The sequence below is a fragment of the Phenylobacterium sp. genome (genome assembly GCF_004799515.1).
Classification (GTDB): Bacteria; Pseudomonadota; Alphaproteobacteria; order Caulobacterales; family Caulobacteraceae; genus Phenylobacterium.
In genome coordinates, this window is the sequence record NZ_SSMX01000036.1 from 1 (window position 1) to 21,765 (window position 21,765).

The 21,765-nt window shown below is 69.8% G+C and carries 20 protein-coding genes and 1 pseudogene; 10 read left to right on the top strand and 11 right to left on the bottom strand.

The window, feature by feature from the left end:
• Nucleotides 1–502, bottom strand: a pseudogene (locus E8A49_RS15290) (ribonuclease E/G); the annotation flags it as partial.
• Between the two features lie 454 nt (nucleotides 503–956).
• Between E8A49_RS15290 and E8A49_RS15295 the strand changes: the two are divergent.
• The 3 genes from E8A49_RS15295 (at nucleotide 957) to prfB (ending at nucleotide 5,820) form a co-directional block, all read left to right on the top strand.
• Nucleotides 957–2,156, top strand: a complete 1,200-nt coding sequence (locus tag E8A49_RS15295) for an N-acetylmuramoyl-L-alanine amidase (RefSeq protein WP_293383107.1) — start codon at nucleotides 957–959, stop codon at nucleotides 2,154–2,156.
• Between the two features lie 108 nt (nucleotides 2,157–2,264).
• Nucleotides 2,265–4,664: a penicillin-binding protein 1A gene (locus E8A49_RS15300; RefSeq protein ID WP_293383110.1), complete on the top strand. Its 2,400-nt coding sequence runs from the start codon at nucleotides 2,265–2,267 to the stop codon at nucleotides 4,662–4,664.
• Nucleotides 4,665–4,706: 42 nt separating this feature from the next.
• Nucleotides 4,707–5,820, top strand: a protein-coding gene (gene prfB / locus E8A49_RS15305) for a peptide chain release factor 2 (RefSeq protein ID WP_293383113.1) whose coding sequence is annotated in 2 segments (ribosomal slippage) — nucleotides 4,707–4,775 and nucleotides 4,777–5,820 — 1,113 coding nt in all. Because the reading frame shifts where the segments join, the coding sequence is not laid out codon by codon here.
• Between the two features lie 3 nt (nucleotides 5,821–5,823).
• Here prfB and E8A49_RS15310 read toward each other — a convergent pair.
• From E8A49_RS15310 to tyrS, 4 genes are all read right to left on the bottom strand, one after another.
• Nucleotides 5,824–6,246 (bottom strand): polymer-forming cytoskeletal protein, encoded by a 423-nt coding sequence (locus tag E8A49_RS15310; RefSeq protein ID WP_293383116.1) that lies wholly within the window; start codon nucleotides 6,244–6,246, stop codon nucleotides 5,824–5,826.
• On the bottom strand, nucleotides 6,227–7,384 hold the full coding sequence (locus E8A49_RS15315) for a M23 family metallopeptidase (protein WP_293383119.1): 1,158 nt from the start codon (nucleotides 7,382–7,384) through the stop codon (nucleotides 6,227–6,229). The genes E8A49_RS15310 and E8A49_RS15315 overlap by 20 nt, the downstream gene beginning before the upstream one ends.
• A 264-nt stretch (nucleotides 7,385–7,648) precedes the next feature.
• Nucleotides 7,649–8,110, bottom strand: coding sequence for a peroxiredoxin (locus tag E8A49_RS15320; protein WP_293383121.1), 462 nt, complete (start codon nucleotides 8,108–8,110; stop codon nucleotides 7,649–7,651).
• Nucleotides 8,111–8,121: 11 nt separating this feature from the next.
• Nucleotides 8,122–9,378: a tyrosine--tRNA ligase gene (gene tyrS / locus E8A49_RS15325; RefSeq protein WP_293383124.1), complete on the bottom strand. Its 1,257-nt coding sequence runs from the start codon at nucleotides 9,376–9,378 to the stop codon at nucleotides 8,122–8,124.
• Nucleotides 9,379–9,633: 255 nt separating this feature from the next.
• Between tyrS and E8A49_RS15330 the strand changes: the two genes are divergently transcribed.
• Together E8A49_RS15330 and E8A49_RS15335 are read left to right on the top strand one after the other, a co-directional pair.
• Complete coding sequence (locus tag E8A49_RS15330) at nucleotides 9,634–10,740, top strand: anhydro-N-acetylmuramic acid kinase (protein WP_293383127.1); 1,107 nt, start codon at nucleotides 9,634–9,636, stop codon at nucleotides 10,738–10,740.
• Between the two features lie 79 nt (nucleotides 10,741–10,819).
• A complete protein-coding gene (locus E8A49_RS15335) occupies nucleotides 10,820–11,044 on the top strand; it encodes a hypothetical protein (protein ID WP_293383130.1) in 225 nt (74 codons plus the stop codon).
• Nucleotides 11,045–11,073: 29 nt separating this feature from the next.
• On the opposite strand, the gene panC is transcribed toward E8A49_RS15335, so the two are convergent.
• From panC to efp, 3 genes are all read right to left on the bottom strand, one after another.
• Nucleotides 11,074–11,895 carry a pantoate--beta-alanine ligase gene (gene panC, locus E8A49_RS15340; protein ID WP_293383133.1) on the bottom strand — a complete coding sequence of 274 codons (822 nt, stop codon included), beginning with the start codon at nucleotides 11,893–11,895 and terminating at the stop codon, nucleotides 11,074–11,076.
• Nucleotides 11,896–11,913: 18 nt separating this feature from the next.
• Entirely contained in the window at nucleotides 11,914–12,735 is an 822-nt protein-coding gene (gene panB / locus E8A49_RS15345) for a 3-methyl-2-oxobutanoate hydroxymethyltransferase (RefSeq protein ID WP_293383136.1), read from the bottom strand.
• Nucleotides 12,736–12,825: 90 nt separating this feature from the next.
• Entirely contained in the window at nucleotides 12,826–13,392 is a 567-nt protein-coding gene (efp, locus tag E8A49_RS15350) for an elongation factor P (protein ID WP_293383139.1), read from the bottom strand.
• 134 nt (nucleotides 13,393–13,526) lie between these two features.
• On the opposite strand from efp, the gene epmA reads away from it, so the two are divergent.
• The gene (gene epmA / locus E8A49_RS15355; RefSeq protein ID WP_293383142.1) at nucleotides 13,527–14,579 is read left to right on the top strand and encodes an EF-P lysine aminoacylase EpmA; all 1,053 of its coding nucleotides are present in this window, start codon (nucleotides 13,527–13,529) and stop codon (nucleotides 14,577–14,579) included.
• Here the strand turns inward: epmA and E8A49_RS15360 are convergent.
• The gene (locus tag E8A49_RS15360; RefSeq protein WP_293383145.1) at nucleotides 14,576–15,835 is read right to left on the bottom strand and encodes an MFS transporter; all 1,260 of its coding nucleotides are present in this window, start codon (nucleotides 15,833–15,835) and stop codon (nucleotides 14,576–14,578) included. The two genes, epmA and E8A49_RS15360, sit on opposite strands and share 4 nt — an antisense overlap.
• Nucleotides 15,836–15,937: 102 nt before the next feature.
• Here E8A49_RS15360 and E8A49_RS15365 point away from each other — a divergent pair, with 102 nt between their 5' ends.
• Both E8A49_RS15365 and E8A49_RS15370 read left to right on the top strand, forming a co-directional pair.
• Nucleotides 15,938–16,984, top strand: coding sequence for a lysine-2,3-aminomutase-like protein (locus tag E8A49_RS15365; protein ID WP_293383148.1), 1,047 nt, complete (start codon nucleotides 15,938–15,940; stop codon nucleotides 16,982–16,984).
• Entirely contained in the window at nucleotides 16,984–17,739 is a 756-nt protein-coding gene (locus E8A49_RS15370) for a pseudouridine synthase (protein WP_293383151.1), read from the top strand. Before E8A49_RS15365 ends, E8A49_RS15370 begins: the two co-directional genes overlap by 1 nt.
• Here E8A49_RS15370 and E8A49_RS15375 read toward each other — a convergent pair.
• Nucleotides 17,736–19,055 (bottom strand): ATP-binding protein, encoded by a 1,320-nt coding sequence (locus E8A49_RS15375; protein ID WP_293383154.1) that lies wholly within the window; start codon nucleotides 19,053–19,055, stop codon nucleotides 17,736–17,738. The genes E8A49_RS15370 and E8A49_RS15375 overlap by 4 nt on opposite strands.
• Complete coding sequence (locus tag E8A49_RS15380; RefSeq protein ID WP_293383157.1) at nucleotides 19,045–19,581, bottom strand: response regulator; 537 nt, start codon at nucleotides 19,579–19,581, stop codon at nucleotides 19,045–19,047. Before E8A49_RS15380 ends, E8A49_RS15375 begins: the two co-directional genes overlap by 11 nt.
• A gap of 207 nt (nucleotides 19,582–19,788) precedes the next feature.
• On the opposite strand from E8A49_RS15380, the gene E8A49_RS15385 reads away from it, so the two are divergent.
• Entirely contained in the window at nucleotides 19,789–21,048 is a 1,260-nt protein-coding gene (locus tag E8A49_RS15385) for an HlyD family efflux transporter periplasmic adaptor subunit (RefSeq protein ID WP_293383160.1), read from the top strand.
• A 32-nt stretch (nucleotides 21,049–21,080) separates the two neighbouring features.
• A complete protein-coding gene (locus tag E8A49_RS15390) occupies nucleotides 21,081–21,761 on the top strand; it encodes an ABC transporter ATP-binding protein (RefSeq protein WP_293383163.1) in 681 nt (226 codons plus the stop codon).
• Nucleotides 21,762–21,765: the final 4 nt, after the last annotated feature.

Consider the following 21,765-nt stretch of genomic DNA (forward strand, 5'->3'; position numbering starts at 1 on the left):
CGACCTGCACCAGCATGATCTGCCGGCGGCGGATCACTTCCTGGATCTTGTACTTGCGCATCAGCCGCCGGCGGCGCCGGGCGACCTCTTCCTCCATGACGTCGTCTTCGTCGTCGGAGACGGCGTCGGCTTCCTCGTCGGCGTCCTCGCCCTCGGCGTCGGCGTCGCCGCTGGGGCGGCCCCGGCGGCTGCGAGGCTCGTGGTGGTCGTCTTCCTCCTCGGCCTCCTCGCGCATCAGCGCTTCTCGGTCGGCGACGGGGATCTGGTAGTAGTCGGGGTGGATTTCGTTGAAGGCCAGGAAGCCGTGGCGGTTACCGCCGTACTCGATGAAGGCCGCCTGCAGCGACGGTTCAACCCGCGTCACCTTGGCGAGGTAGATATTCCCTCTGAGCTGCTTCCGGTTTGAACTCTCGAAATCGAACTCTTCAACGCGGCTTCCGTCGACCACCACCACACGCGTCTCTTCGGCGTGGGCAGCGTCGATCAACATGTTCTTGGACATTCAGATCATCTCCACGGCGCGCGCGGGACCGGAGGTCCGGGCGCAGCCGGCTGTTTGTGGGATGGGCGCGCGCGCCGGACCGCGGGGCGCTGAACGCGTCCCCGGGAGCGGAAAGCCGAAATGTGGCGTGAGCAGCGCTGCCCATCGGGTGTGTTCCTAGGCGCGCCGGGAAGGCGCGGATCGGATAGAGCGTCGCTCGCCGAATAAGGTCAGCTGACGCGGGGTTTGTTCGCGCAACCCTTCGCCCCGCATAACGCGAGAGGCGGCTTGGCGCGCGGCGGGACATTAGCAATACCGGCGGGCAAAAGGAAAGCCGAACCGCAAAGGTCGCACCCCGCAACGTCCGGTTAACCATTTATCCACCGGCTCACGGCGTATATGGCTTTTAAATCGAAGGGTTTAAGGCCCTTCCTTGGGGGTCGGGCTTTCGATGCGGTTTGGGGCAGGGGTCCTGATGCGGAACCGGGGACGCGCGGCGCTGGCCGTGGCGGCCGCCGCCGCCGTGGGCCTGGCTGTCGCCATGGCCTCGCATGCCGCGGCCTCCGTCGGCGGTCTCCTGAAGGTGCGGCTGGGCGGCGACGCCCAGGCGACGCGCCTCGTCATGGACCTCGACCAGGCCGCCAGCGGCAAGCTGGTGTCCGACGGCGCCGCCGACGGGCGCGCGGTGATCCTGCTGCCCAATGTCTCGGCGACCGGCGGCCTGCAGGGCGCGGGCCAGGGGCTGGTGAAGGCCTGGACCATCGACCAGACCTCCGGCGGCGCGCGCCTGCAGATCGACCTCGCGCCCGACGCCCGGATCAAGGGCCGCTTCCTGCTGCCGCCCGCCGACGGCATCGACCACTACCGCTATGTGATCGACGTGATCTCCGACCCGGGCCAGGTGCGGCTGACCAGCGCCAAGCCGGCCATCCTGACGCCGGTCTCGCTGAAGCTGCGCCCGCAGATCGTGCCTGCGGTCCATGTCGCGCCGCTCTCGCTGAAGAAGGTGATCGTCATCGATCCCGGCCACGGCGGCCACGACCCCGGCGCGCTCGGCGCCCAGGGCTATGAGAAGGACGTGAACCTCGCCGCGGCGCTCACGCTGAAAGAGCGGCTGGAGCGGTCCTCCAAGTACCGCGTGGTGCTGACCCGCGAGGACGACACCTATGTGCCCCTCGACGAGCGGGTGCGGATCGCCCAGCGCGCGGGCGCGGACCTGTTCATCTCTCTGCACTCCGATTCCGGCGGCGATCCCGGGGTGCGCGGCGCCAGCGTCTACACCCTCTCCGACAAGGCCTCGAACCGGGCCGCGCGCTTCGTGAACCGCGACGACTGGTTCATGAAGGCCAGCCTCACCGGCGACCGCGGCGTCAGCGACATCCTGCTCGACCTGACCCAGAGGGCGACCAAGAACCGCTCGGCGGCCTTCGCCAACACCCTGGTCAGCCACATCGACGGCAAGGCGCCCCTGCTGCGCCGCAGTCAGCGCGACGCCGGCTTCATGGTGCTGCTGGCCCCCGACGTGCCGGCCGTGCTGCTGGAGATGGGCTTCGTCACCAACACCGACGACGAGCAGTTTCTGCGTGACCCCAGCCAGCGCAAGCGGCTGATGAACGCGGTGGGCGATTCCATCGACGACTATTTCGCCGAGACCACCCGGCTCGCCTCGCGCTGACCGCGGCGGGCTGACGCGCCCGCCGACCACGCCCCGTTGGCGCCGCAATCGAAGCCGTTTAGACCGGGCCGGATAAGGGGCGGGGCGCCTCTGGAGGCCGTTGTTCCGTTGGATCTACCCCGCGAAAGATGGGTCGCGATCGCCGGCGTGGCCGTGCTGGGGCTGATCGCCGCGGCGGGGATCGCGGTGGCGATCTGGGCGGCGTGGCTGTTCCACGACATGCCCGACGCCAGCGACCTGGCGGACTACCACCCGCCGACCGCGACGCGCGCCTATGCCTGGGACGGCACCCTGATCGGCGAGTTCAGCCGCGAGCGGCGCATCTTCGTGCCGTACGACAATATCCCGCCGCAGCTGGCCCAGGCCTTCCTGGCCGCCGAGGACCGCAACTTCTTCAAGCACGCCGGCCTCGACTACACCGGCATCATCCGCGCCAGCGCCAAGGACATCATCAACATCGCGCAAGGCCGGCGGCTGGAGAGCGGCTCGACCATCACCCAGCAGGTGGCCAAGAACATCCTGCTGACCAACGACGCCACCATCGGCCGCAAGCTGAAGGAGGCGATGATCGCCCAGCAGTTGGAAGGCTCGTTGTCCAAGGAGCGGATCCTCGAGCTCTATCTGAACGAGATCTGGCTGGGCTACCGGTCCTATGGCGTGGGCGCGGCGGCCTACAACTATTTCGGCAAGTCGATCACCGATCTGGACCTGGCCGAGTGCGCCTACCTCGCCTCCCTGCCCAAAGGGCCGGACAACTACCATCCGATCCGCCGCAAGACCCAGGCGATGCAGCGGCGCAACTGGGTGCTGGACCAGATGGTCGAGGCCGGCTGGGCGACCCGCGCGCAGGCCGACGCCGCCAAGCACGAGGACCTGGTGGTCCAGCCCGAGCCCAGCCGCGCCAAGTACCGCGACGCCGACTACTTCGTCGAAGAGGTCCGCCGCCGCGGCCTGGCGACGCTGGGGCCCAAGCTGACCGAGGGCGGCTACTACATGCGCACCACGCTGGACCCGCGCCTGCAGAGCGCGGCGCGCACGGCGCTGATGGACGGGCTGGAGCGCTATGACCACCGCCACGGCTGGCGCGGCGCCTGGGGCCGGGTGACCACGCTCTCCGGCTGGGAAGACGTCGCCAAGAAGACTGTCACCCCGGCCGAACGGCGGACCTGGCGCGCCGCCGTCGTCACCGACGTCAAAGGCGGGGTGCGGATCAAGACCATCGAGGGCCAGACGGGCGCGCTCGCCGCCGAGGATGTCGCCTGGGCGCGCGCCGGCAAGGGCATCGGGTCCGGCGATCTGATCTTCGTCGCGCCGGACGACAAGGGCGGACCGGACTTCCGCCTGAAGCAGGTGCCGGAGGTCAACGGGGCCCTCGTGGCCATGGACCCGGACTCCGGCCGGGTGCTGGCCATGGTCGGCGGCTATTCCTTCTCGCTCTCCAGCTTCAACCGCGCCACCCAGGCGCTGCGCCAGCCGGGCTCGGCGTTCAAGCCGATCGTCTACGCCACGGCGCTGGAGAACGGCTACACTCCGGCCAGTATCGTGGTCGACGGCCCGATCAGCCTGCCCGGCGGCAATGGCAAACTCTGGCAGCCCGAGAACTACGAGCACGAATATCTGGGGCCCTTGCCGTTGCGCAAAGGCCTGGAGCTATCGCTCAACACCATGACCGTGCGCCTGGCCCAGGGCGTCGGCATGCCGAAGATCAGCGCCTCGGCCATTCGCCTGGGCGTGGTCACCAAGATGGAGAACGTCCTGGCCATGGCGCTGGGCGCCGGCGAGACTACCGTGTTCCGCCTGACCAGCGCCTACGCCGCCTTCGTCAACGGCGGCCACAAGGTCGAGCCGCACCTGATCGAACTTGTGCAGGACCGCGAAGGCAAGACCATCTTCCGGGCCGATGCGCGCGATTGCGACCGATGCGACGCCGGCTTCAACGGCGATGAAAGCCCCCGAATCCCCATGGTCGGCGCTCAGGTCTGGGACCCGATCACCGCCTATCAGATCACCTCCATGCTGCAGGGCGTCGTCCAGCGCGGCACTGGCGCGGCGGCCTCGGTCCTGGGCCGGCCCACCGGCGGCAAGACCGGCACCACCAGCGAGTTCCGCTCCGCCTGGTTCGTCGGCTTCACGCCGCACATCGTGGTCGGCACCTATATCGGCTTCGACGACAACCACAGCCTGGGCGAGGGCGAGCAGGGCGCGCGCGCGGCCCTGCCGATCTTCATCGACTTCATGCAGCAGGCCAACAAGTACTTCCCGCCCGACGACTTCAAGCCGCCGGCCACGGCCCACTTCGCCATGGTCCACGGCATCCGCGAGGCCTTCCGGCCCGGCACCGAGCCCAAGGTCAGCGACGACGAGCTCACCGGTCCGCAGCCCTACGACAAGGTGTTCGGCGGCGGGCTGACCGGAGCGCCCAACGCCGCGGCCGCCGCGAACCCGCAAGCGCCGGTTCCGCCGAAGCCGCCGGTCAAGAAGGACGAGGTCAACGGCTTGTACGAATGATCGTGTCAGCCTATCTGGCGCGTCCGCTACTGGAGTGTCCCCATGAGATTGGATGTCGAGGCCGCCAAGGCTGACATCGAGCAGTCGATCGAACTGCTCAGGAGGCGTCTTTGACTGGGAGCCTGCGCTCCGCAAGCTCGACGAGCTGAACGCCCGGGTCGAGGACCCGACCCTTTGGGACAATGCCGAGGCCGCCCAGGCCCTGATGCGCGAACGTACGCGCCTGGCCAGCGCCGTGGAGGCGGTGAAGGGGCTCGAGCGCGATCTCGCCGACGCCCTGGGTTACGCCGAAATGGCCGACGAGGAGGGCGACGAGGCCTCCCTGGAAGAGGCCCGCGTCCAGCTGAAGGGGATCAAGGAGCGCGCCGGCCGCGCCGAGCTGGAGGCCCTGCTGAGCGGCGAGGCCGACGGCAACGACGCCTTCGTGGAAATCAATTCGGGCGCCGGCGGCACAGAGTCCTGCGACTGGGCCGGCATGCTGATGCGCATGTACACCCGCTGGGCCAACGCCCATGGCATGAGCGTCGACTTCCTGGAAGAGACCTCCGGCGACCAGGCCGGGATCAAGTCGGCGACCCTGCAGGTCAAGGGCCCCAACGCCTATGGCTGGCTGAAGACCGAGGCCGGCGTCCACCGGCTGGTGCGCATCTCGCCCTTCGACGCCGCCGCCAAGCGGCACACCAGCTTCGCCTCGGTCTGGGTCTATCCGGTGGTGGACGACAACATCGTCATCGACATCAACCCGGCCGACGTGCGCACCGACACCTACCGGGCCTCCGGCGCCGGCGGCCAGCACATCAACAAGACCGATAGCGCCGTGCGCCTGACGCACATCCCGACCGGCATCGCGGTGGCCTGCCAGGCCGGCCGCTCGCAGCACCAGAACCGCGAGGAGGCCTGGAAGATGCTGCGCGCGCGGCTCTACGAGGCGGAGCTGCAGAAGCGCGAGGCCGACAAGCAGGCGCTGGAGGACCAGAAGACCGACATCGGCTGGGGCCACCAGATCCGCAGCTACGTCCTGCAGCCCTATCAGATGGTCAAGGACCTGCGCACCGAGGTCGAGACCTCCGACAGCCAGGGCGTGCTGGACGGCGACCTCGACGCCTTCATGGGCGCGGCGCTCGCCCAGCGGGTGGGCGTGACGCGGGAGGCTTGAGGCCTATTCCGCGGCGATCGGCAGGCTGAGCTGTTCCTGCGCCGGCTGACCCAGCCTGAGGCTGCGGCCGGCGAAGTGGGCGCCGGCCTCGACGGCCAGTTGCTCGTGGGTGATGTCCCCGTCGACCCGGGCGGTCGAATAGAGCCGGACCGTCTTGGCGACGATGGTCCCGGCCACCCGGCCGCGGATCTCCACCGCCTCGGCGGTGATCGCGCCCTCCACCTGGCCGGTCTCGCCGATGGAGAGGTGCGCCACCTTCAGGTCGCCGTTGAGCGCGCCGTCCAGTTGCACGTCGCCGTCGCTGGCGAGGTCGCCGTCGACGCGGACGTTCTCGGCGATCAGCGAGCAGGCGAGGACCTTGCGCGCGGCCTCGGGGCTCTCCAGCCGGACGGCGGCGGAGCTGGGCTTATTCGGCTTGCTGAACATAGTCGCCTGCCTTCAGGAAACGGTCGGGGTTCATCGCGCGGCCGTTCAGCCACACTTCGTAGTGCAGGTGGGTGCCCGTCGAACGGCCGGTCGATCCCATGCCGCCCAGGCGCTGGCCCAGCGCCACCTGCTGGCCGACGCTGACGGCGATCACCGCCAGGTGGGCGTAGCGGGTCTTCAAGCCGCGGCCGTGGTCGATCTCGACGGTGTTGCCGTAGCCAGAGCGGACGCCGGTGAAGGAGACGACGCCCGGACCCGTCGCATGGATCGCCTCCATGCGCGAACCGGAGAAATCCTGGCCGGAGTGGAAGGCCGGGCGGCCGGTGAAGGGATCCACCCGCACCCCGAAGCTGGATGACCGCTCGGCCTCCGGCGTCGGCTTGGCGAAGGGCAGGTCGTGGGCGGCCTCTTCCAGTCCCTTGGCCTCGTTCATGTCGGCGGCGGCGTGCTGGATGCGGTCGGCGAAGCTTTCGTCCACGTCGAGGACGGCGGCCAGCGCGCGGGGGTCCTTGGACTCGATCAACGGTCCGCCCAGGGCGTTGCCTTTGGGCATGTAGGCGGCGGGCGTCAGGCCGGCGAGGCGGAAGGCCAGCCGCAGGCGGTCGGCGCGGCTCTTCGCGAAGGTGTCCGCGGCGTCGAGCAGTTGTTCCTGGCTGACGCGCACGGTGTCGACAATCTGGGCTGGGTTGGCGTCGCTGGAGGCGACGGCCTTGTCGATCACCGGCGTCAGCGCCTGGGCCGCACCGGGCGTGCCCTTCATGTCGGTGAGCAGCATGGCCAGCGCCGCGTGGCGCTTCTCGATGTCGGCGGCCACGCCCGCGGTCGCGCCCGACCCGCCGGCGTTCAGCTGCGCCATCGCCGAGTTCAGCCGCGCCTGGCGGTCGGCGATCCAGCGTTCGTACTTGGCCTGGGTGCGGGCGACCTCGCGGTCGGCGGAGGAGACCGACAGCACATTGACCAACATGGCCGCACTGCAGACCCCCATCCAGAGGGCGGCCGCGGAAACCCCGGCGGCGGCGATCATCTGGGTCTTCGGGGAAAGGACGTAGCCCTTCATCTCGCCGCCCGAACGGACGTAGAGATGACGTTCCGGAAATAGCTCAATGAGCGAGCGTCGAAGGCGCGCCAAGCGTGTCATGCGATCGCTGAAGTCCCCATCCCCATGGAACTCCGGCGATATGCAATGAGAATTTCGGAGCGCGCAAGACGGTTTACGCCGACAAGCGGCGCAACCTTAACTCTGACGCGAATCATGATCGCGGTTCGCTGAATTTGGTGGCGTACCGGGCCTGGGTCCAGCCCCTCGGACGCGATGGGAACAAAGCGCGGCAATCCGGCCACATGGCCTATTTAGGCGGGTTTGGACGCCCCGCGCCGATGCGACGCCAGGCCGCGCCGGAGGTCAGAGCGCCTTGGCCGCGTCCAGCACCGCCTGGGCGTGGCCAGCGACTTTCACCTTGCGCCAGATGCGCTTGATGACGCCGTCCTGGATCAGGAAGGTCGAGCGGTCGATGCCCATGTACTCGCGGCCGTAGAGCTTCTTCTCCACCCAGCTCTCGAAGGCCTCGATCGCCTTGCCGTCGGGGTCGGAGCCGAGCGGGACCGTCAGGCCGTACTTGGCCGTGAACTTCTCGTGGCTCTTCACGCTGTCCTTCGAGGCGCCCACAACCGCGACGCCGGCCTTGGCGAACTCCGGCGCGAGGGCGCTGAAGTCCTTGGCCTCGTTGGTGCAGCCGGTGGTGTCGTCCTTGGGATAGAAATAGAGCGCCAGGGTCTTGCCGGCGTAGTCCGCCGAGCGGATCGGTCCGCCCGCGCTCTCCATCTCCCAGGCTGGCGCCTCGGCGCCTTCAACGATCTTCGCCATTTCCAAGCTCCTCAGACCGGCTTCACCAGGACGATCTTCTTCTTGCCGGCCGCCAGCTTGACAACGCCGTCCACGACGTCGGCTTCGGTCACCAGCCGGTTGGCGTCGGATTCGGCCTTGTCGTTGACCCGCAGGCCGCCGCCCTGGGCCAGCCGGCGCGCCTCGCCCCGCGACGCCGCGAGGCCCGCCGCTTCGAACAGCGCCGCCAGCACGATCCCGGCCTCAAGCTCCGCCGCCGGCACCTCATGGGTCGGCAGGTCGGCGCTCAACGTCCCGCGCTCGAAGGCCGCTTCCGCCGCCGCGGCGGCCTTGGCGGCTTCTTCCGCACCGTGGAGCAGGGTCGTCGCCTCGTTGGCCAGCACCTTCTTGGCGTCGTTGATCTCGGCGCCAGGGAGGGCCTCCAGCCGGGCGATCTCGTCGAGCGGCAGGTCAGTGTAGAGTTTGAGGAACCGGCCCACGTCGCCGTCCTCGGTGTTCCGCCAGAACTGCCAGTAGTCATAGGCGCTGAGCAGGTCCGCGTTCAGCCACACCGCGCCCTGAGCCGTCTTGCCCATCTTCGCGCCGGACGCGGTCGCCAGCAGGGGGGTGGTGAGCGCGAACGCAGGCTTCTGGTCCACGCGGCGGATCAGCTCCACCCCGTTCAGGATGTTCCCCCACTGGTCGGAGCCGCCCATCTGCAGCACGCAGCCATAGCGGCGGTTGAGCTCCAGGAAGTCCGTCGCCTGCATGAGCATGTAGTTGAACTCGATGAAGGTCAGCGGCTGCTCGCGGTCGAGCCGCAGCTTCACGGAGTCGAACGCCAGCATGCGGTTGATCGTGAAATGGACGCCGTACTCGCGCAGGAAGTCGATGTAGCCCAGCTTCGACAGCCACTCGTCGTTGTCGACCATGACCGCATCGGTCGGTCCGTCGCCGAAGTTCAGGAACCTGGCGAAGGCCTGCTTCTGGCTGGCGATGTTCGCCTGGATCTCGTCGTGGGTGCGCAGCTGGCGCGTCTCGTCCTTGCCGGAGGGATCGCCGACCTTGGTCGTGCCGCCGCCGACGATGACGATCGGCTTGTGGCCGGTCTGCTGCAGGCGGCGCAGCATCATGATCGTGATCAGGTTGCCGACGTGCAGCGATGGCGCGGTGGCGTCATAGCCGATGTAGCCGGTGACCACGCCCTTCGACGCCGCCTCGTCCAACTCCTCCGGGTGGGAGATCTGATGGATGTAGCCGCGATCCTGCATCACCCGCAGGAACTCGGACTGGAACGGCTGTTCGGGCATTCGGAGAATCTCAAGCGGTCGGTGGCCGGGCTCTAGCACGGCGGCGTCGGAAGTATCGAGCGGCATGGCTGGCTCCTCTGGTGGTGAGGACCGGCGCTTGGTTTGAGAGGGATCGGGGTGCGCGCCGGCCGGGAAGGGCAGGCGCGTCGGATCGGTCGCCTGCTAACGGGGCAGGCGGTAATAGCGGCCGATAAGGGCGAGCCGTCCGATCATGGCGGGCTAGCTAGCGGACGTAGGCCGTGGCAGTCAATCGCCATGCGCGTGCTCGGATTCATGACCGGAACCTCCCTCGACGCCGTCGACATGGCGGTGCTGGAGACCGACGGCGAGACGATCTCGGCCTTCGGGCCGGCAGGCGAGCGCAAGCTCAGCGACCCCACGCGGGACATCATGCTGGCGGCGACCAAGGCGGCGTTGGCCTGGCCGCGCGGCGCGCCGGAGCCGGCGATCTTCGCCCAGGCCGCCCGCGCCGGCGCGGAGGAGCACTTCGCCGCCGCCGAGGAATTCCTGGCCGCCAATGGGCTGAAGTGGTCGGACCTCGACCTGATCGGCATGCACGGCCAGACGGTGCTGCACGAGCGGCCGCAGGCGGGCCGCGTGGGCCGCACGGCGCAGCTGGGCGACGCGGGGTTCCTGGCGCGCAAGGCCGGCGTGCCGGTGGCCCACGACTTCCGCACGGCCGACGTGGCGGCGGGCGGCGAGGGCGCGCCCCTGGCGCCGATCTACCATCTGGCGCGGGCCAAGGCCTCAGGGCTGGCGCCGCCGCTGGCGGTGCTGAACATCGGCGGGGTCGCCAACGTGACCTTCTGGTCGGGTGGCGAGGACATCGCGGCCTTCGACACCGGCCCGGGCAACGGGATGATCGACCTGATGGTGCAGGCGCGGGGCGCCGGGCGCTTCGACGACGGCGGCAAGTACGCCAGCGTGGGCCGCGCGCACGAGGGCGTGCTGGCCGGCCTCTTGGGCCATCCCTACTTCCAGGCGCCGCCGCCGAAGAGCCTCGATCGCTTCGACTTCTCCCTGGAGCCGCTTGAGCCGCTGGAGCTGGAGGACGCCGCAGCGACCCTGGTGGCCTTCATGGCCGAGGCGGTGCGGCTGGGCTTCCAGATGATGGGCCAGACGCCCACGGAACTGATCGTATGCGGCGGCGGCCGCCACAACCCACAGATCATGCGGGCGCTGCAGGCCCGCCTGCCCATGCCGGTGAAGACCGCCGAGGCCCATGGCTGGCGCGGCGATTCCATCGAGGCCGAGGCCTTCGCCTACCTGGCCGCGCGCACGGCCCGCGGCCTGCCGATCAGCTTCCCGAAGACGACCGGGGTCCCGAGGCCGATGACCGGCGGGCGGATCGTGCAGCCCTAAGCGGAGCCTTGGCGCCTTTTCGGTCGCCGCGCGTTAGGGCTCCGCGCCGATCTCGGCCCGATACAGAAAGCTCCTGGACATGAACAAGATCATCCTGTCGCTGGCGATAGCGACAGCCGTCGCCCTGCCTGCGACCTACGCCGCCGCCGGCCCCCTGGCGGGCGCTGCTATCGGCGCGGGCACGGGCGCGGTTATCGCGGGACCGCCTGGCGCGGTTGTGGGCGGCGTCGCCGGCGCGGTCATCGGCGACCGCCATCACGCGCGTCACTACCGTCACCATCGCCGGCACTACAACCACGGCTAGGTTCGGCTGCGCGGGTCGGTGACCCGCGCCTAACCCAGCAACAGGTTGTCGATCAGACGGGTCGAGCCCAGGCGGACCGCGAGGGACGCGATGGCCGGCCCATCCAGCCGATCCAGCTCCTGTAAGGTTTCAGCGTCCGCCACGCTCACATAGTCAGCCGTGAAGCCCGTCAGCGCCTCGCGCATGGCGTGGCGAAGCGTCTCCGCGTCCCGTTCGCCGGCGTCGAACCGCGCCTTGGCGGATGAGAGCGCGCGGTAGAGCACGGTGGCCTGGGCGCGCTGCTCAGGCGTCAGGTAGCTGTTGCGGCTCGAGAGCGCCAAGCCGTCGGATTCCCGCACCGTGGGCGCAACGACAACCTGCACCGGCAGGTCCAGGTCGCGCACCATCTTGCGGATCACCACGCTTTGCTGGGCGTCCTTCTGCCCGAAGTAGGCCCGCGTCGGTTGGACGATGTTGAACAGCTTGGCGACCACGGTGGCGACGCCAGCGAAGTGGCCGGGGCGCACCGCGCCTTCCAACCCGTCAGTCACGCCGCGCACCTCGATCACGGTGTCGAATCCCGCCGGGTACATCTCCGCAGGCTCCGGCGTGAACACCAGGTCGACGCCGGCGGCCTCCAGCAGGGACAGATCGCGCGGCAGGTCGCGGGGATAGCGGGCGAGGTCCTCGTTCGGCCCGAACTGGGTCGGGTTGACGAAGATGCTAGCCGCCACCGTCGGGTTCTCCGCCCGGGCGCGGGCCGCGAGGCTCAAGTGCCCTTCATGCAGATAGCCCATGGTGGGCACGAGGCCGAGTTCGCCGACGCCCGCACGCGCCGCGCGCATCTCGGCGATGGTCTTCAGGATTTTCATGGGCTTGCCGTCAGGTCTTCAGGCGAGCGCCTTGGCCAGTTCCGCCTCGTCCATGCCGGCGCTCTGCGCGGCGGTCGGAAAGCGCTCGCCTTGCACGTCGGCGACGTATTCGCGCAAGGCGTCCTCAATGGCGGCGCCGATCTCGGCGTAGCGCCTGGCGTGGCGCGGCGAGGTCTCGAACAGGCCGAGTAGGTCATGCCAGACCTGCACCTGGCCGTCGCAGCCGGCGCCGGCGCCGATGCCGATGGTCGGGATGGAAAGACGCTTGCTGATCTCGGCGGCGAGCGGAGCCGGAACCAGCTCCAGCACCAGGGCGAAGACCCCGGCGGCCTCAAGGGCTAGCGCGTCCTCGATCAGGCGTTTGGCGCAGGCGGCTTCCTTAGCCTGCACCCGGACGCCCAGGGTGTGCTGTGACTGAGGCGTGAAGCCGAGATGGCCCATCACGGGCACGCCGTGCTGGACCAGGTGCTCGACGATCGGCGCGACGTGGCGGCCGCCTTCCAACTTAACCGCTTGGACCTGGGCCTCCTGCATCAGCCGACGCGCGGCGGCGACGGCCGACGGCTTGTCGGCATAGGTCAGGAACGGCAGGTCGGCGATCACCAGGGCCTTTTCGGAGCCCCGCACCACAGCGGCGGCATGGCGGACCATGTCGTCCACGGTGACCGGCAGGGTCGTCCCATGACCCTGCATCACCATGCCCAGAGAATCGCCCACCAGGACCAGCGGCACGCCGGCCCGGTCGGCGAGCCGGGCGGCGGCGTAGTCATAGGCGGTCAGCATGGCGATGCGCCGGCCGGCCGCCTTCATCTTCCGGATGTCGAGGAGGGTGGTCCGCATGGGGTTACTCCAACTCTAGAGACCTAGATGGGGCCGCGCGCGGCCATGAACCAGACGCCCCCCAAGATGCCTATAGATGGCGCCCGCCGGTCAGTCCTTGGCGCGCTCCTGGTAGGAGCCGTCCTCGGTCAGCACCACGATCCGCGTTCCGGTGGCGATGTAGGGCGGCACCATGGTGCGCAGGCCGTTGGAGAGGATCGCGGGCTTGTAGGATGACGAAGCTGTCTGGTTCTTCACCGCCGGCTCGGTCTCGACCACCTCGAAGGTGGCCAGGCGCGGCAGCTCGATGGCGATCGGCACGCCCTCGTGGGTCGACAGGGTGACGGTCATGCCGTCCTGCAGATAGGGCGCGGCGTCGCCGATCACATCCTGCGGGGCGGCGACCTGATCGTAGCTTTCCGGGTTCATGAAGTGGAAGCCGTCGCCGTCTTGGTACAGGAAGGTGTAGTTGCGGTCGTCGACGATGGCGCGCTCGACCTGCTCGGTGGTGCGGTAGCGCTCGGAGATCTTCACCCCGTCGCTGATGCGCCGCATGTTGAGCTGGGTCACCGGCGTGCCCTTGCCAGGATGGATGTTCTCGGCGCTGAGCACGACGTAGAGCTTGCCTTCCAGGTCGACGACGGAACCCTTGCGCAGCGAGCTGGCGATCACTTTCAAAACGGTCTTCCTCGATGACGGCGGCGGCGATCTGAGGGTCGCGCGAATTCCGCTGATGAATTTCTTGACGCGCCCCTATAGCGATTGGCGGCGAAATCTCCACCCCCCTCGCAGCCGCAGCACGGGGCGCAGCCTTGTCCGAACCGATCCCATCGCCCTGGTGGACGCCTGAGCGCCACGCCGACAAGCGTCCTTTCCTGGTTGTCCGCAACCGGATCACGGCGGCGGTGCGTGGATGGTTCGGCGCGCGGGATTTCATCGAGGTGGAGACGCCGGGCCTGCAGGTCTCGCCCGGCAACGAGGCGCACCTGCACGCCTTCGCGACCGAGGCGGTGGGGATCGCGGGCGAACGGTCGACGCTCTACCTGCGCACCTCGCCGGAGTTCGCCGCCAAGAAGCTGCTGGCGGCGGGCGAGGCCAGGACCTTCGAGCTGGCGCGGGTCTGGCGCAACCGCGAACGCGGGCCGCTGCACCACCCGGAGTTCACGCTGCTGGAATGGTACCGGGCGGGCGAGGCCTATGAGGTGCTGATGGCCGATTGCGCCGGCCTGCTGGCGCTGGCGGCGGAGACGGCGGGCGCGAAGCAATTCAGCTTCCGCGGCCAGACGGCCGATCCCTTCGCTGAACCGGAGCGCCTGACCCTGGCCGAGGCCTTTGATCGGTTCGCCGGTATCGACCTCCTGGCGACCGTGCAGGCGGATCGGGCGACGGACCGCGACGCCCTGGCGGCCGATGCGCGCGCACGCGATGTCCGTGTGGCGTCCGACGACACCTGGGCGGACATCTTCAGCCGGGTGCTGGTGGAGAAGGTCGAGCCGCACCTGGGACGCGGGCGCGCCACCATCCTCTGCGAATATCCGGTCAGCGAAGCGGCCCTGGCGCGGCCCAAGGCGGCCGATCCGCGGGTGGCGGAGCGCTTCGAGCTCTATGCCTGTGGGGTCGAGCTGGCCAACTGCTTCGGCGAGCTCACCGACCCGGCCGAACAGCGGCGGCGTTTCGAGGCGGAGATGGCGGAGAAGGCCCGGGTCTACGGCGAGCGCTATCCCATCGACGAGGATTTCCTGGCGGCGCTGGCGATCATGACTGAAGCCAGCGGCGGCGCGCTGGGTTTCGACCGTCTCGTGATGCTGGCGACGGGGGCGAGCCGCATCGAGCAGGTGCTCTGGGCGCCGGTGGCGGAGACCTAGGCCGCGGCCGGCGCGGCTTGCAGGTTGACGGCCGCGCCGGGCTTCCAGAGCCAGGCGATGGCGACATAGACCACGACGGAGGCGACCCCGAAGGCCGCCTCGGTCAGCAGCATGCCGCTGGAGCCGTGCTTGGGCTGCACGCCGCCGAGGATGGCCACCATGACCACCACGGGCAGGTTGGAGATGCTGCTCAGCACCGCCGCCACAGTGGCTGCCGCCTTGGCGCCCAACTGCTCGAAGATGACGGCGGCGACGGCGGCCCAGGACAGGCCCAGCAGGACGGCGTTCAACACTACGAACACCGCGAAGAACGACGGCGTGTGCGGGCCGAAGGCCATGGCCGCCTCGCCCAGGGCGCAGGCCAGGGCCGACAGGATGTAGACCGTGCGCCTGGGAAAGAGATCGCAGAGGTAGCCGCCGAGGACGCAGCCCGGCAGGTTGGCGATCCCGGTCACCGCCCCCAGCACCAGGGCCACCAAGTCGGCGGAGGCGTGCCAGTCGCCCGCGACGGTGGACAAGAGCTGGCCAGCCGCGCCCAGGGAGGCGGGCAGGACATTGGCGAGGATCGCCAGGACGCCGCCGCGGGTCTTCGCCAGGTCCCACAGCGCCTCCAGCACGTTCAACAGGCGGCGGCTGACCGCGAGCCCGGCCAGGCGGGGCGGCACGCGCAGCCAGAAGATCGGCAGGCAGCAGGCCGCCGACAGGCCCGCCAGCGCCAGCGCGGCGGTGAGCTGGCCGCCCGCATGCTCCGCCAGCCACAGGCCAAGGCCGCCGCCCAGGCCCACGCCGCCAAGCTGGCCGCACTGCATCCAGCCGGCGACGGCGCCGCGCCGTTCGTTGGGGGTGGTCAGCGCCATGGCCGCGGTGACGGCGGAGCCTCCGGCGTTGATCGCGACGCCGAGCGCCGGGGCCAGACCGCTCAGGAGCGGCATGTCGGCCATGCTGAGCGGCGTCAGCGCCAGGGCCGCCATCGCTCCGATCGCCATCGCCTGGTTGATCAGGAACCAGCGAGGTGGCGACAGGCTGGTGTCCAGCACTGGGCCGATAGCGAATTTCCAGGTGGTCGGCAGGTTGTACAGCGCCACCAGGGCGGCGACGGCGGCGACGCTGACGCCGTGGTGGACCATCAGATAGCCCAGGGTGACGGTGACAAAGCCGTTGGCCAGGCCGACCGGCAGGTAGAGAACGAAATACCAGAACGGCGCGAGCCCGCGAGGGACGAAGCCGTCCGCGACCCTGTCCAAAGCGTCCGTCATGCCGATGCCCCCAATCCCGCGCCGGGAGCTATGCAGAATTCGGCTCCGCCCGAACCTGCACATTTTTGACCTGACGGGCGTGGCGGCCCATAAGCCCGCGGAATGAGCGCCAGGACTCTCCGCAGCCCGAAACATCTCGCCAATGCGGGCCTGGTCCCAACCGATGGTTTGCCGATGCTGGAGAAAATCGCGGCGCGGTACGCCGTCGCGATCACGCCGGCGATGGCCGAGTTGATCGAGGCGGCGGACGACCCGATCGGGCGGCAGTTCGTGCCGACCGAGGCGGAGCTCCAAATCCTGCCCGAAGAGTCCGCCGATCCCATCGGCGACCTGGCGCATTCGCTGGTGGAGGGGATCGTCCACCGCTATCCCGACCGCTGCCTCCTGAAGCTCAACCACGCCTGCGCGGTGTACTGCCGCTTCTGCTTCCGTCGCGAGATGGTCGGGCCGGACGGCCTGCGGCCGCTGTCGCCAGCGGCCCTCGACGCGGCGATGGACTATATCGCCGAGCGCCCGGCCATCTGGGAGGTGATCGTCACCGGCGGCGATCCCTTCATCCTGTCGCCGCGCCGCCTGCGCGAGGCGATGGCGCGGCTGGCGGCCATGCCGCACGTGAAGATCGTGCGCTTCCACACCCGCGTGCCGGCGGTGGCGCCGGAGATGATCACCGGCGAGCTGGTCGCGGCCCTCCAGGCGTCCGGCAAGACCGCCTACGTCGCCCTGCACGCCAACCATGCCCGCGAGCTGACGCCGGCGGCGCGGGCGGCCTGCGCGCGGATCGTGGACGCCGGCCTGCCGATGCTGGGCCAGAGCGTGCTGTTGAAGGGCGTCAACGACGATCCCGAGACCCTGGCGGCCCTGTTCCGCGCCATGGTCGAGACCCGGATCAAGCCCTACTACCTGCATCACCCGGACCTGGCGCCCGGCACCGCCCACCTGCGGGTCGCGATCGAGGACGGCCAGGCGCTGATGCGGGCGATCCGCGGGACGGTGAGCGGGCTCTGCCAGCCGACCTACATCCTCGACATCCCCGGCGGCCATGGGAAGGTCCCGGTCGGCCCGGACTATCTGGCGGACGGACGGGTGGAGGACCCGGCGGGCCGGCGCCACGCCTATCCGCCCAGCGACTGCGGCGGAGGCGGCTGCTGATGGCCTGGACGGGACGCTACGACGAGGCCGAGCCACAGCGGGTCAACAAGTGGCTGGGTCAGAGCGGCGTCTGCTCGCGCCGCGAGGCCGAGAGCTTCATCGAGCGCGGCCTGGTGACCATCGACGGCGAGGTGGTGCGCGACTCAGGCCGCAAGATCCTGCCCGGCCAGACGCTCACCCTCTCGGACGGCGAAGGCGCGGCCCCGCCGCTGAGCGCCATGCTGCACAAGCCCATGGGGATCGTTTCCGCCCAGCCGGAGCCCGGTCAGACGCCGGCCGCGCGTCTCTTGACCCTGGCGGCCCTGGTGGGCGAGAGCCCGTCCATCCCGGATCGCGATGCGCGCCTTGCGCCGCTGGGACGCCTCGACATGGACAGCCGCGGTCTCCTGCTGCTCTCCGAGGACGGCGTCCTGGCCAAGGCGGTGATCGGCCCCGACTCCGATCTGGAGAAGGAATATCTGGTGACGGTCACCGGTCGGATCACGCCGGAGAAGATCGCCCGCCTCCGCCACGGCCTGACGATGGACGGCCGCCAGCTCAAGCCCGCCAAGGTCAACGTGGTCCAGGGCCAGGAGCTGCGCTTCATCCTGAAGGAGGGCCGCAACCGCCAGATCCGCCGGATGTGCGAGCTGGTGGGCCTGCACGTCATGGACCTGGTGCGCATCCGCATCGGCTCGCTGACGCTGGGCGACCTGCCGGAAGGCAAGTGGCGGGTGCTGGGCGACGCTGAGCGCGCGGCCCTGATCGCCGGCTAAGCCGCGGGCAGGGTCAGTCGGAAGAGCGCGCCGCCCGCACTCCGCGCCTGGTGCTCCAGCCGCCCGCCGTGGCCGAGCGCGATCTGTCGCGCCAGCGCCAGGCCGATCCCCGAGCCGCCTGGCTTGGTGGTGAAGAAGGGCACGAAGACGCCTTCGGGATCGGCGGTCGGCAGGCCGGGACCATTGTCGGCGACGCTGAGGGCGATCTGCTCCTCCTCCAGCGTCAGGGTCAGGCGAACCTGGGCGCCGGGCTGGCCGCGCACCGCATCGATGGCGTTCTTCACCAGGTTGATCGCCGCCTGCTCCAGAAGGTCGGGGTCGGCCTCAAGGGTGAGCCAGGCGGGCTGCACGGCGCTGGACCAGGCGATGGGATCGGCGCCGATCATCGCCCCGGCCAACCGGTCCAGGTCGCGCAGCAGGTCCGCGCCGGTGATCCGCGCCTTGACCACCAGGGGCGTGTCGGTGAGCTGGCGGTAGCGCTCGACGAAGGTCATCAGGCCGTGGCCGCGCCGGGAGATCACCTCGGCGGCGTCGATGACGTCCGCGCGCGGGGCGGCCGGGTCGGCGAGCTTCGCAGCGATGCTTTCCGAGAGTGAGCAGATCGGCGTCAGCGAGTTCATCATCTCGTGGGCGAGCACCCGGACGAGGTCCTGCCAGGCCTTGAGCTCCACGGCGTCCAGGTCGCCGGCCACGCTCTGCAGGGCGATCAGCCGCCGCGCGCCGCCAGCGGCGGTGAAGCCGGAGACCGTGGCCAGCATCACCCGCTTGTCCGCCAGGCGCATGATCTCCCGCGCGCCAACGGGCAGGGCCAAAAGCCGCTGGGCGGTGTCGGGATCGAGCATCGGGATGGCCGAGATGGGACCGACGCCGGCGCGCAAGCTGGTGCGCGCGGCGCGGTTGGCGGCGGCGACCACGCCCTTGTCGTCGACCACCAGCAGGGCTGCGCTGACGGTGTCGGCCAGGGCTTCCAGGAAGTCGGTGCGTTGTTGGCGCTCGGCTCGGATGTGCGCCAACCGGTCGAGCGCCACGCCGATCGCCTCGCCCAGCGCCCTTAAGCCCACCGGCGTCGTCGGCCGCTCATAGCCCTCGGCGGTGAGGCCTTCCACGAACTGGGCCAGCGTCCGGTCGGCGGCGAAGACGGACCGCATCAGGTCGAGTAGGACCAACCCCAGGACGCCGCCCGCCACCGCCGCCGAGGCCCAGAGGTGACGTTCCAGCGCCGCCAGGATCGCGAAGGCCAGGACGCTGATCGCCGCCGCGCGCAGGGCCGCGCCCAGGGCGAAGCCAGCCGCGCCGGAGAAGAGCCTAGAGGCCATGCCGCTCCATTCGCCGATAGAGCGCCGGGCGGGTGAGGCCGAGCGCCGCCGCCGCATGGCTGACGTTGCCCTCATAGAGCTTCAGCGCGCGGGCGATGGCGCGCTTCTCCAGCTCGTCGAGATTCAGCGCCTTGCCGGAGGCCCGCCGCTCGGCGGTCAGCGCCATGGCGGCGCCCAGCGCCTGGACCAGGGGCTCGTTGCGCCAGGGCTTGAGCACGAAATCCACCGCGCCCCGTTTCAGGGCCTGCACCGCCAGGACCACCCCGCCATAGGTGGTCATCAACACCACCGACAGCGCCGGATCCGCCGCCTGCAGCCGGTCGAGGGTGTCGAGCCCCGCGGCGCCATCGCGGTCGCCGGCGACGAAGTTCATGTCCAGCAGGATGGCGTCGTAGAGGTCGGCCTTCTCCGCCAGGCCCTCGGGGCCCAGGGCGGTGTCCACGCGGTCCGCGGCGCGCGCCAGGGCCGTGGCGGCGGCCTTCAGCACGTCCGGGTCGTCGTCGACGATGAGCAGGGCGCTCGGCATGGACTGACTCTAGGGTCCCGGTCGCCCTGGGGCAAAGCCAGGCGCGTCAAGGCCTTAGGCATGGTGGTCGCGCGGCGGCCGCCGGCCGCTGTCCATTTCCGGACAGCGGCGGCGGGCGGTGGGCTCGGAATTCCAGCCAACACCTTGATCTGGCGTCGTTTCGTTCCAGGGCGCCGCGGGGCGACACTCTGGGTCATGAGCGCGGTGATGGACAGGCCGATCGCGACCCCCTTGTGGCGGCGCAAGCACATGCTGGCGGCGGCCGGCGTGGCGGGCGCCGTGGTGGTCCTGAGCGGCGCCGGCCTGGCGATGGTCGCCGACGCCAGGTCCTCGGTCCGCGTGCCGGCCCAGAACGTGACCCTCAGCGCCGTCACGCCCGGCGTGTTCCACGACTTCGTGGCCCTGCGCGCCACGGCCCAGCCGAAGGACGTCATCTACCTCGACGCGCTGGAGGGCGGCCAGGTGCAGCAGGTGCTGGCCCAGGCCGGCGATCTGGTGAAGGCGGGCCAGCCGCTGCTGACCTTCCGCAACACCGAGTTGGAGCTCGACGTCCTCGACCGCGAGGGCCGCCTCGTGGAATCCATCACCCAGCTCCAGACCTATGAGAAGCAGCTGGAGGACGCCCGCGTCGCCAACGAGAAGGCCGCTGCTCAGATCGAGTACGACATCACCCGCCTGCAGCGCACCGCCGAGCGGCGCGACAGCCTGCTGGCCAAGGGCTACGTGACCCAGGATCTCCACGAACAGGTCCATGACGAACTGGACCACAACAGGAAGCTCCTGCCCCTGCAGCTGGCGACCAACGCCGAGCAGGAGACCTTGCGCAAACGCCAGCTGCCGCAGATCCAGGGGGAGATCGCCACGCTGCAGGAAAGCCTGCGGGTGACCCGGGCCAAGCTGGAGAACCTGACCGTGCGGGCGCCGGTGGCGGGCCGGCTCACCGACATGGACATCAAGCCCGGCGAAATCCGCAACCGCGGCCAGCGCCTGGGCCAGATCGTCGCCGACACCGGCTTCAAGCTGCAGGCGCTGATCGACGAATACTACCTGGGCCGCGTGCTGGTGGGCGAGGCCGGCTCGGTGACGATCGACAACCGCGAGGTCCCGGTGCGGGTGACCCGCGTCGACCCGCAGGTGAAGAACGCGACCTTCCAGGTGGATTTCGCCTTCGAAGGCGCCATGCCGCGCGGCCTGCTTCCCGGCCAAGCCCTGGAGGGCCGACTGACGCTTGGCGGCGATCGGTCGGCCCTCATTTTGCCCGCCGGTCCGTTCCTGGAGCGCAGTGGCGGCGACTGGGCGATGGTGCTGGACGCCAGCGGGACGCGGGCCGACCGGCGGCACATCCGCATCGGGCGGCGCAGCCCCGAGCAGGTGGAAGTGCTGGGCGGGCTGAAGGCGGGCGAGCGGGTGATCACCTCCGACTACGCCGGTTTCGAGAAGGTCGACCGCGTCATGCTGTCGAAGTAGCGCGGATCAACGAGGGCAACGGGAGGGCAGGGATGCTCAAGCTCAGCAATGTCAGCAAGGTCTACCGCACCGCCGAGGTCGAGACCCTGGCGCTCAACGACATCAACATGGAGGTCCGCGACGGCGAGTTCGTCGCCGTGATGGGCCCATCCGGCTGCGGCAAGTCCACCCTGCTCAACACGCTTGGCTTGCTCGACACGCCCTCCAGCGGGTCGTTCGAGTTCTTCGGCCAGGAGGTGGCGCAGAAGTCTGAGCGGGAACTCACGGCGTTGCGCCGCGACCGCATCGGTTTCGTCTTCCAGAGCTTCAACCTGATCGATGACCTGACGGTGGCCGAGAACGTCGAGGTGGCGCTGCTCTACCGCCGGGTGCAGGGCGCCGATCGTCGTCGTCGCGTTGCAGAGGCCCTGGAGCGGGTCGGCATCGGCCACCGCGCCCGCCACCGGCCGCAACAGCTTTCCGGCGGCCAGCAGCAACGCGTCGCCGTGGCCCGCGCCCTGGTCTCCAACCCCAGCCTGATCCTGGCCGATGAGCCCACCGGCAATCTCGACACCGTCAACGGCGAAGCCGTGATGCAGCTGCTCACCGAAGCCGCGAAGGCCGGGGTGACGGTGATCATGGTCACCCACTCGCTGGCCCACGCCGCTGTCGCCCAGCGCACGATCAAGCTGCTCGACGGCCGGGTGGTCTCCGAAACCCTGCTGGCGGCCTGAGGAG

Bases quoted from the DNA above. Each gene is read 5' to 3' on its own strand.
- E8A49_RS15295 (WP_293383107.1), top strand. From the start codon at position 957: ATGCGGAACCGGGGACGCGCGGCGCTGGCCGTGGCGGCCGCCGCCGCC.
- E8A49_RS15310 (WP_293383116.1), bottom strand. From the start codon at position 6,246: ATGTTCAGCAAGCCGAATAAGCCCAGCTCCGCCGCCGTCCGGCTGGAG.
- E8A49_RS15315 (WP_293383119.1), bottom strand. From the start codon at position 7,384: ATGACACGCTTGGCGCGCCTTCGACGCTCGCTCATTGAGCTATTTCCG.
- E8A49_RS15320 (WP_293383121.1), bottom strand. From the start codon at position 8,110: ATGGCGAAGATCGTTGAAGGCGCCGAGGCGCCAGCCTGGGAGATGGAG.
- tyrS (WP_293383124.1), bottom strand. From the start codon at position 9,378: ATGCCCGAACAGCCGTTCCAGTCCGAGTTCCTGCGGGTGATGCAGGAT.
- E8A49_RS15330 (WP_293383127.1), top strand. From the start codon at position 9,634: ATGCGCGTGCTCGGATTCATGACCGGAACCTCCCTCGACGCCGTCGAC.
- E8A49_RS15335 (WP_293383130.1), top strand. From the start codon at position 10,820: ATGAACAAGATCATCCTGTCGCTGGCGATAGCGACAGCCGTCGCCCTG.
- panC (WP_293383133.1), bottom strand. From the start codon at position 11,895: ATGAAAATCCTGAAGACCATCGCCGAGATGCGCGCGGCGCGTGCGGGC.
- panB (WP_293383136.1), bottom strand. From the start codon at position 12,735: ATGCGGACCACCCTCCTCGACATCCGGAAGATGAAGGCGGCCGGCCGG.
- E8A49_RS15360 (WP_293383145.1), bottom strand. From the start codon at position 15,835: ATGACGGACGCTTTGGACAGGGTCGCGGACGGCTTCGTCCCTCGCGGG.
- E8A49_RS15365 (WP_293383148.1), top strand. From the start codon at position 15,938: ATGAGCGCCAGGACTCTCCGCAGCCCGAAACATCTCGCCAATGCGGGC.
- E8A49_RS15370 (WP_293383151.1), top strand. From the start codon at position 16,984: ATGGCCTGGACGGGACGCTACGACGAGGCCGAGCCACAGCGGGTCAAC.
- E8A49_RS15375 (WP_293383154.1), bottom strand. From the start codon at position 19,055: ATGGCCTCTAGGCTCTTCTCCGGCGCGGCTGGCTTCGCCCTGGGCGCG.
- E8A49_RS15380 (WP_293383157.1), bottom strand. From the start codon at position 19,581: ATGCCGAGCGCCCTGCTCATCGTCGACGACGACCCGGACGTGCTGAAG.
- E8A49_RS15385 (WP_293383160.1), top strand. From the start codon at position 19,789: ATGGACAGGCCGATCGCGACCCCCTTGTGGCGGCGCAAGCACATGCTG.
- E8A49_RS15390 (WP_293383163.1), top strand. From the start codon at position 21,081: ATGCTCAAGCTCAGCAATGTCAGCAAGGTCTACCGCACCGCCGAGGTC.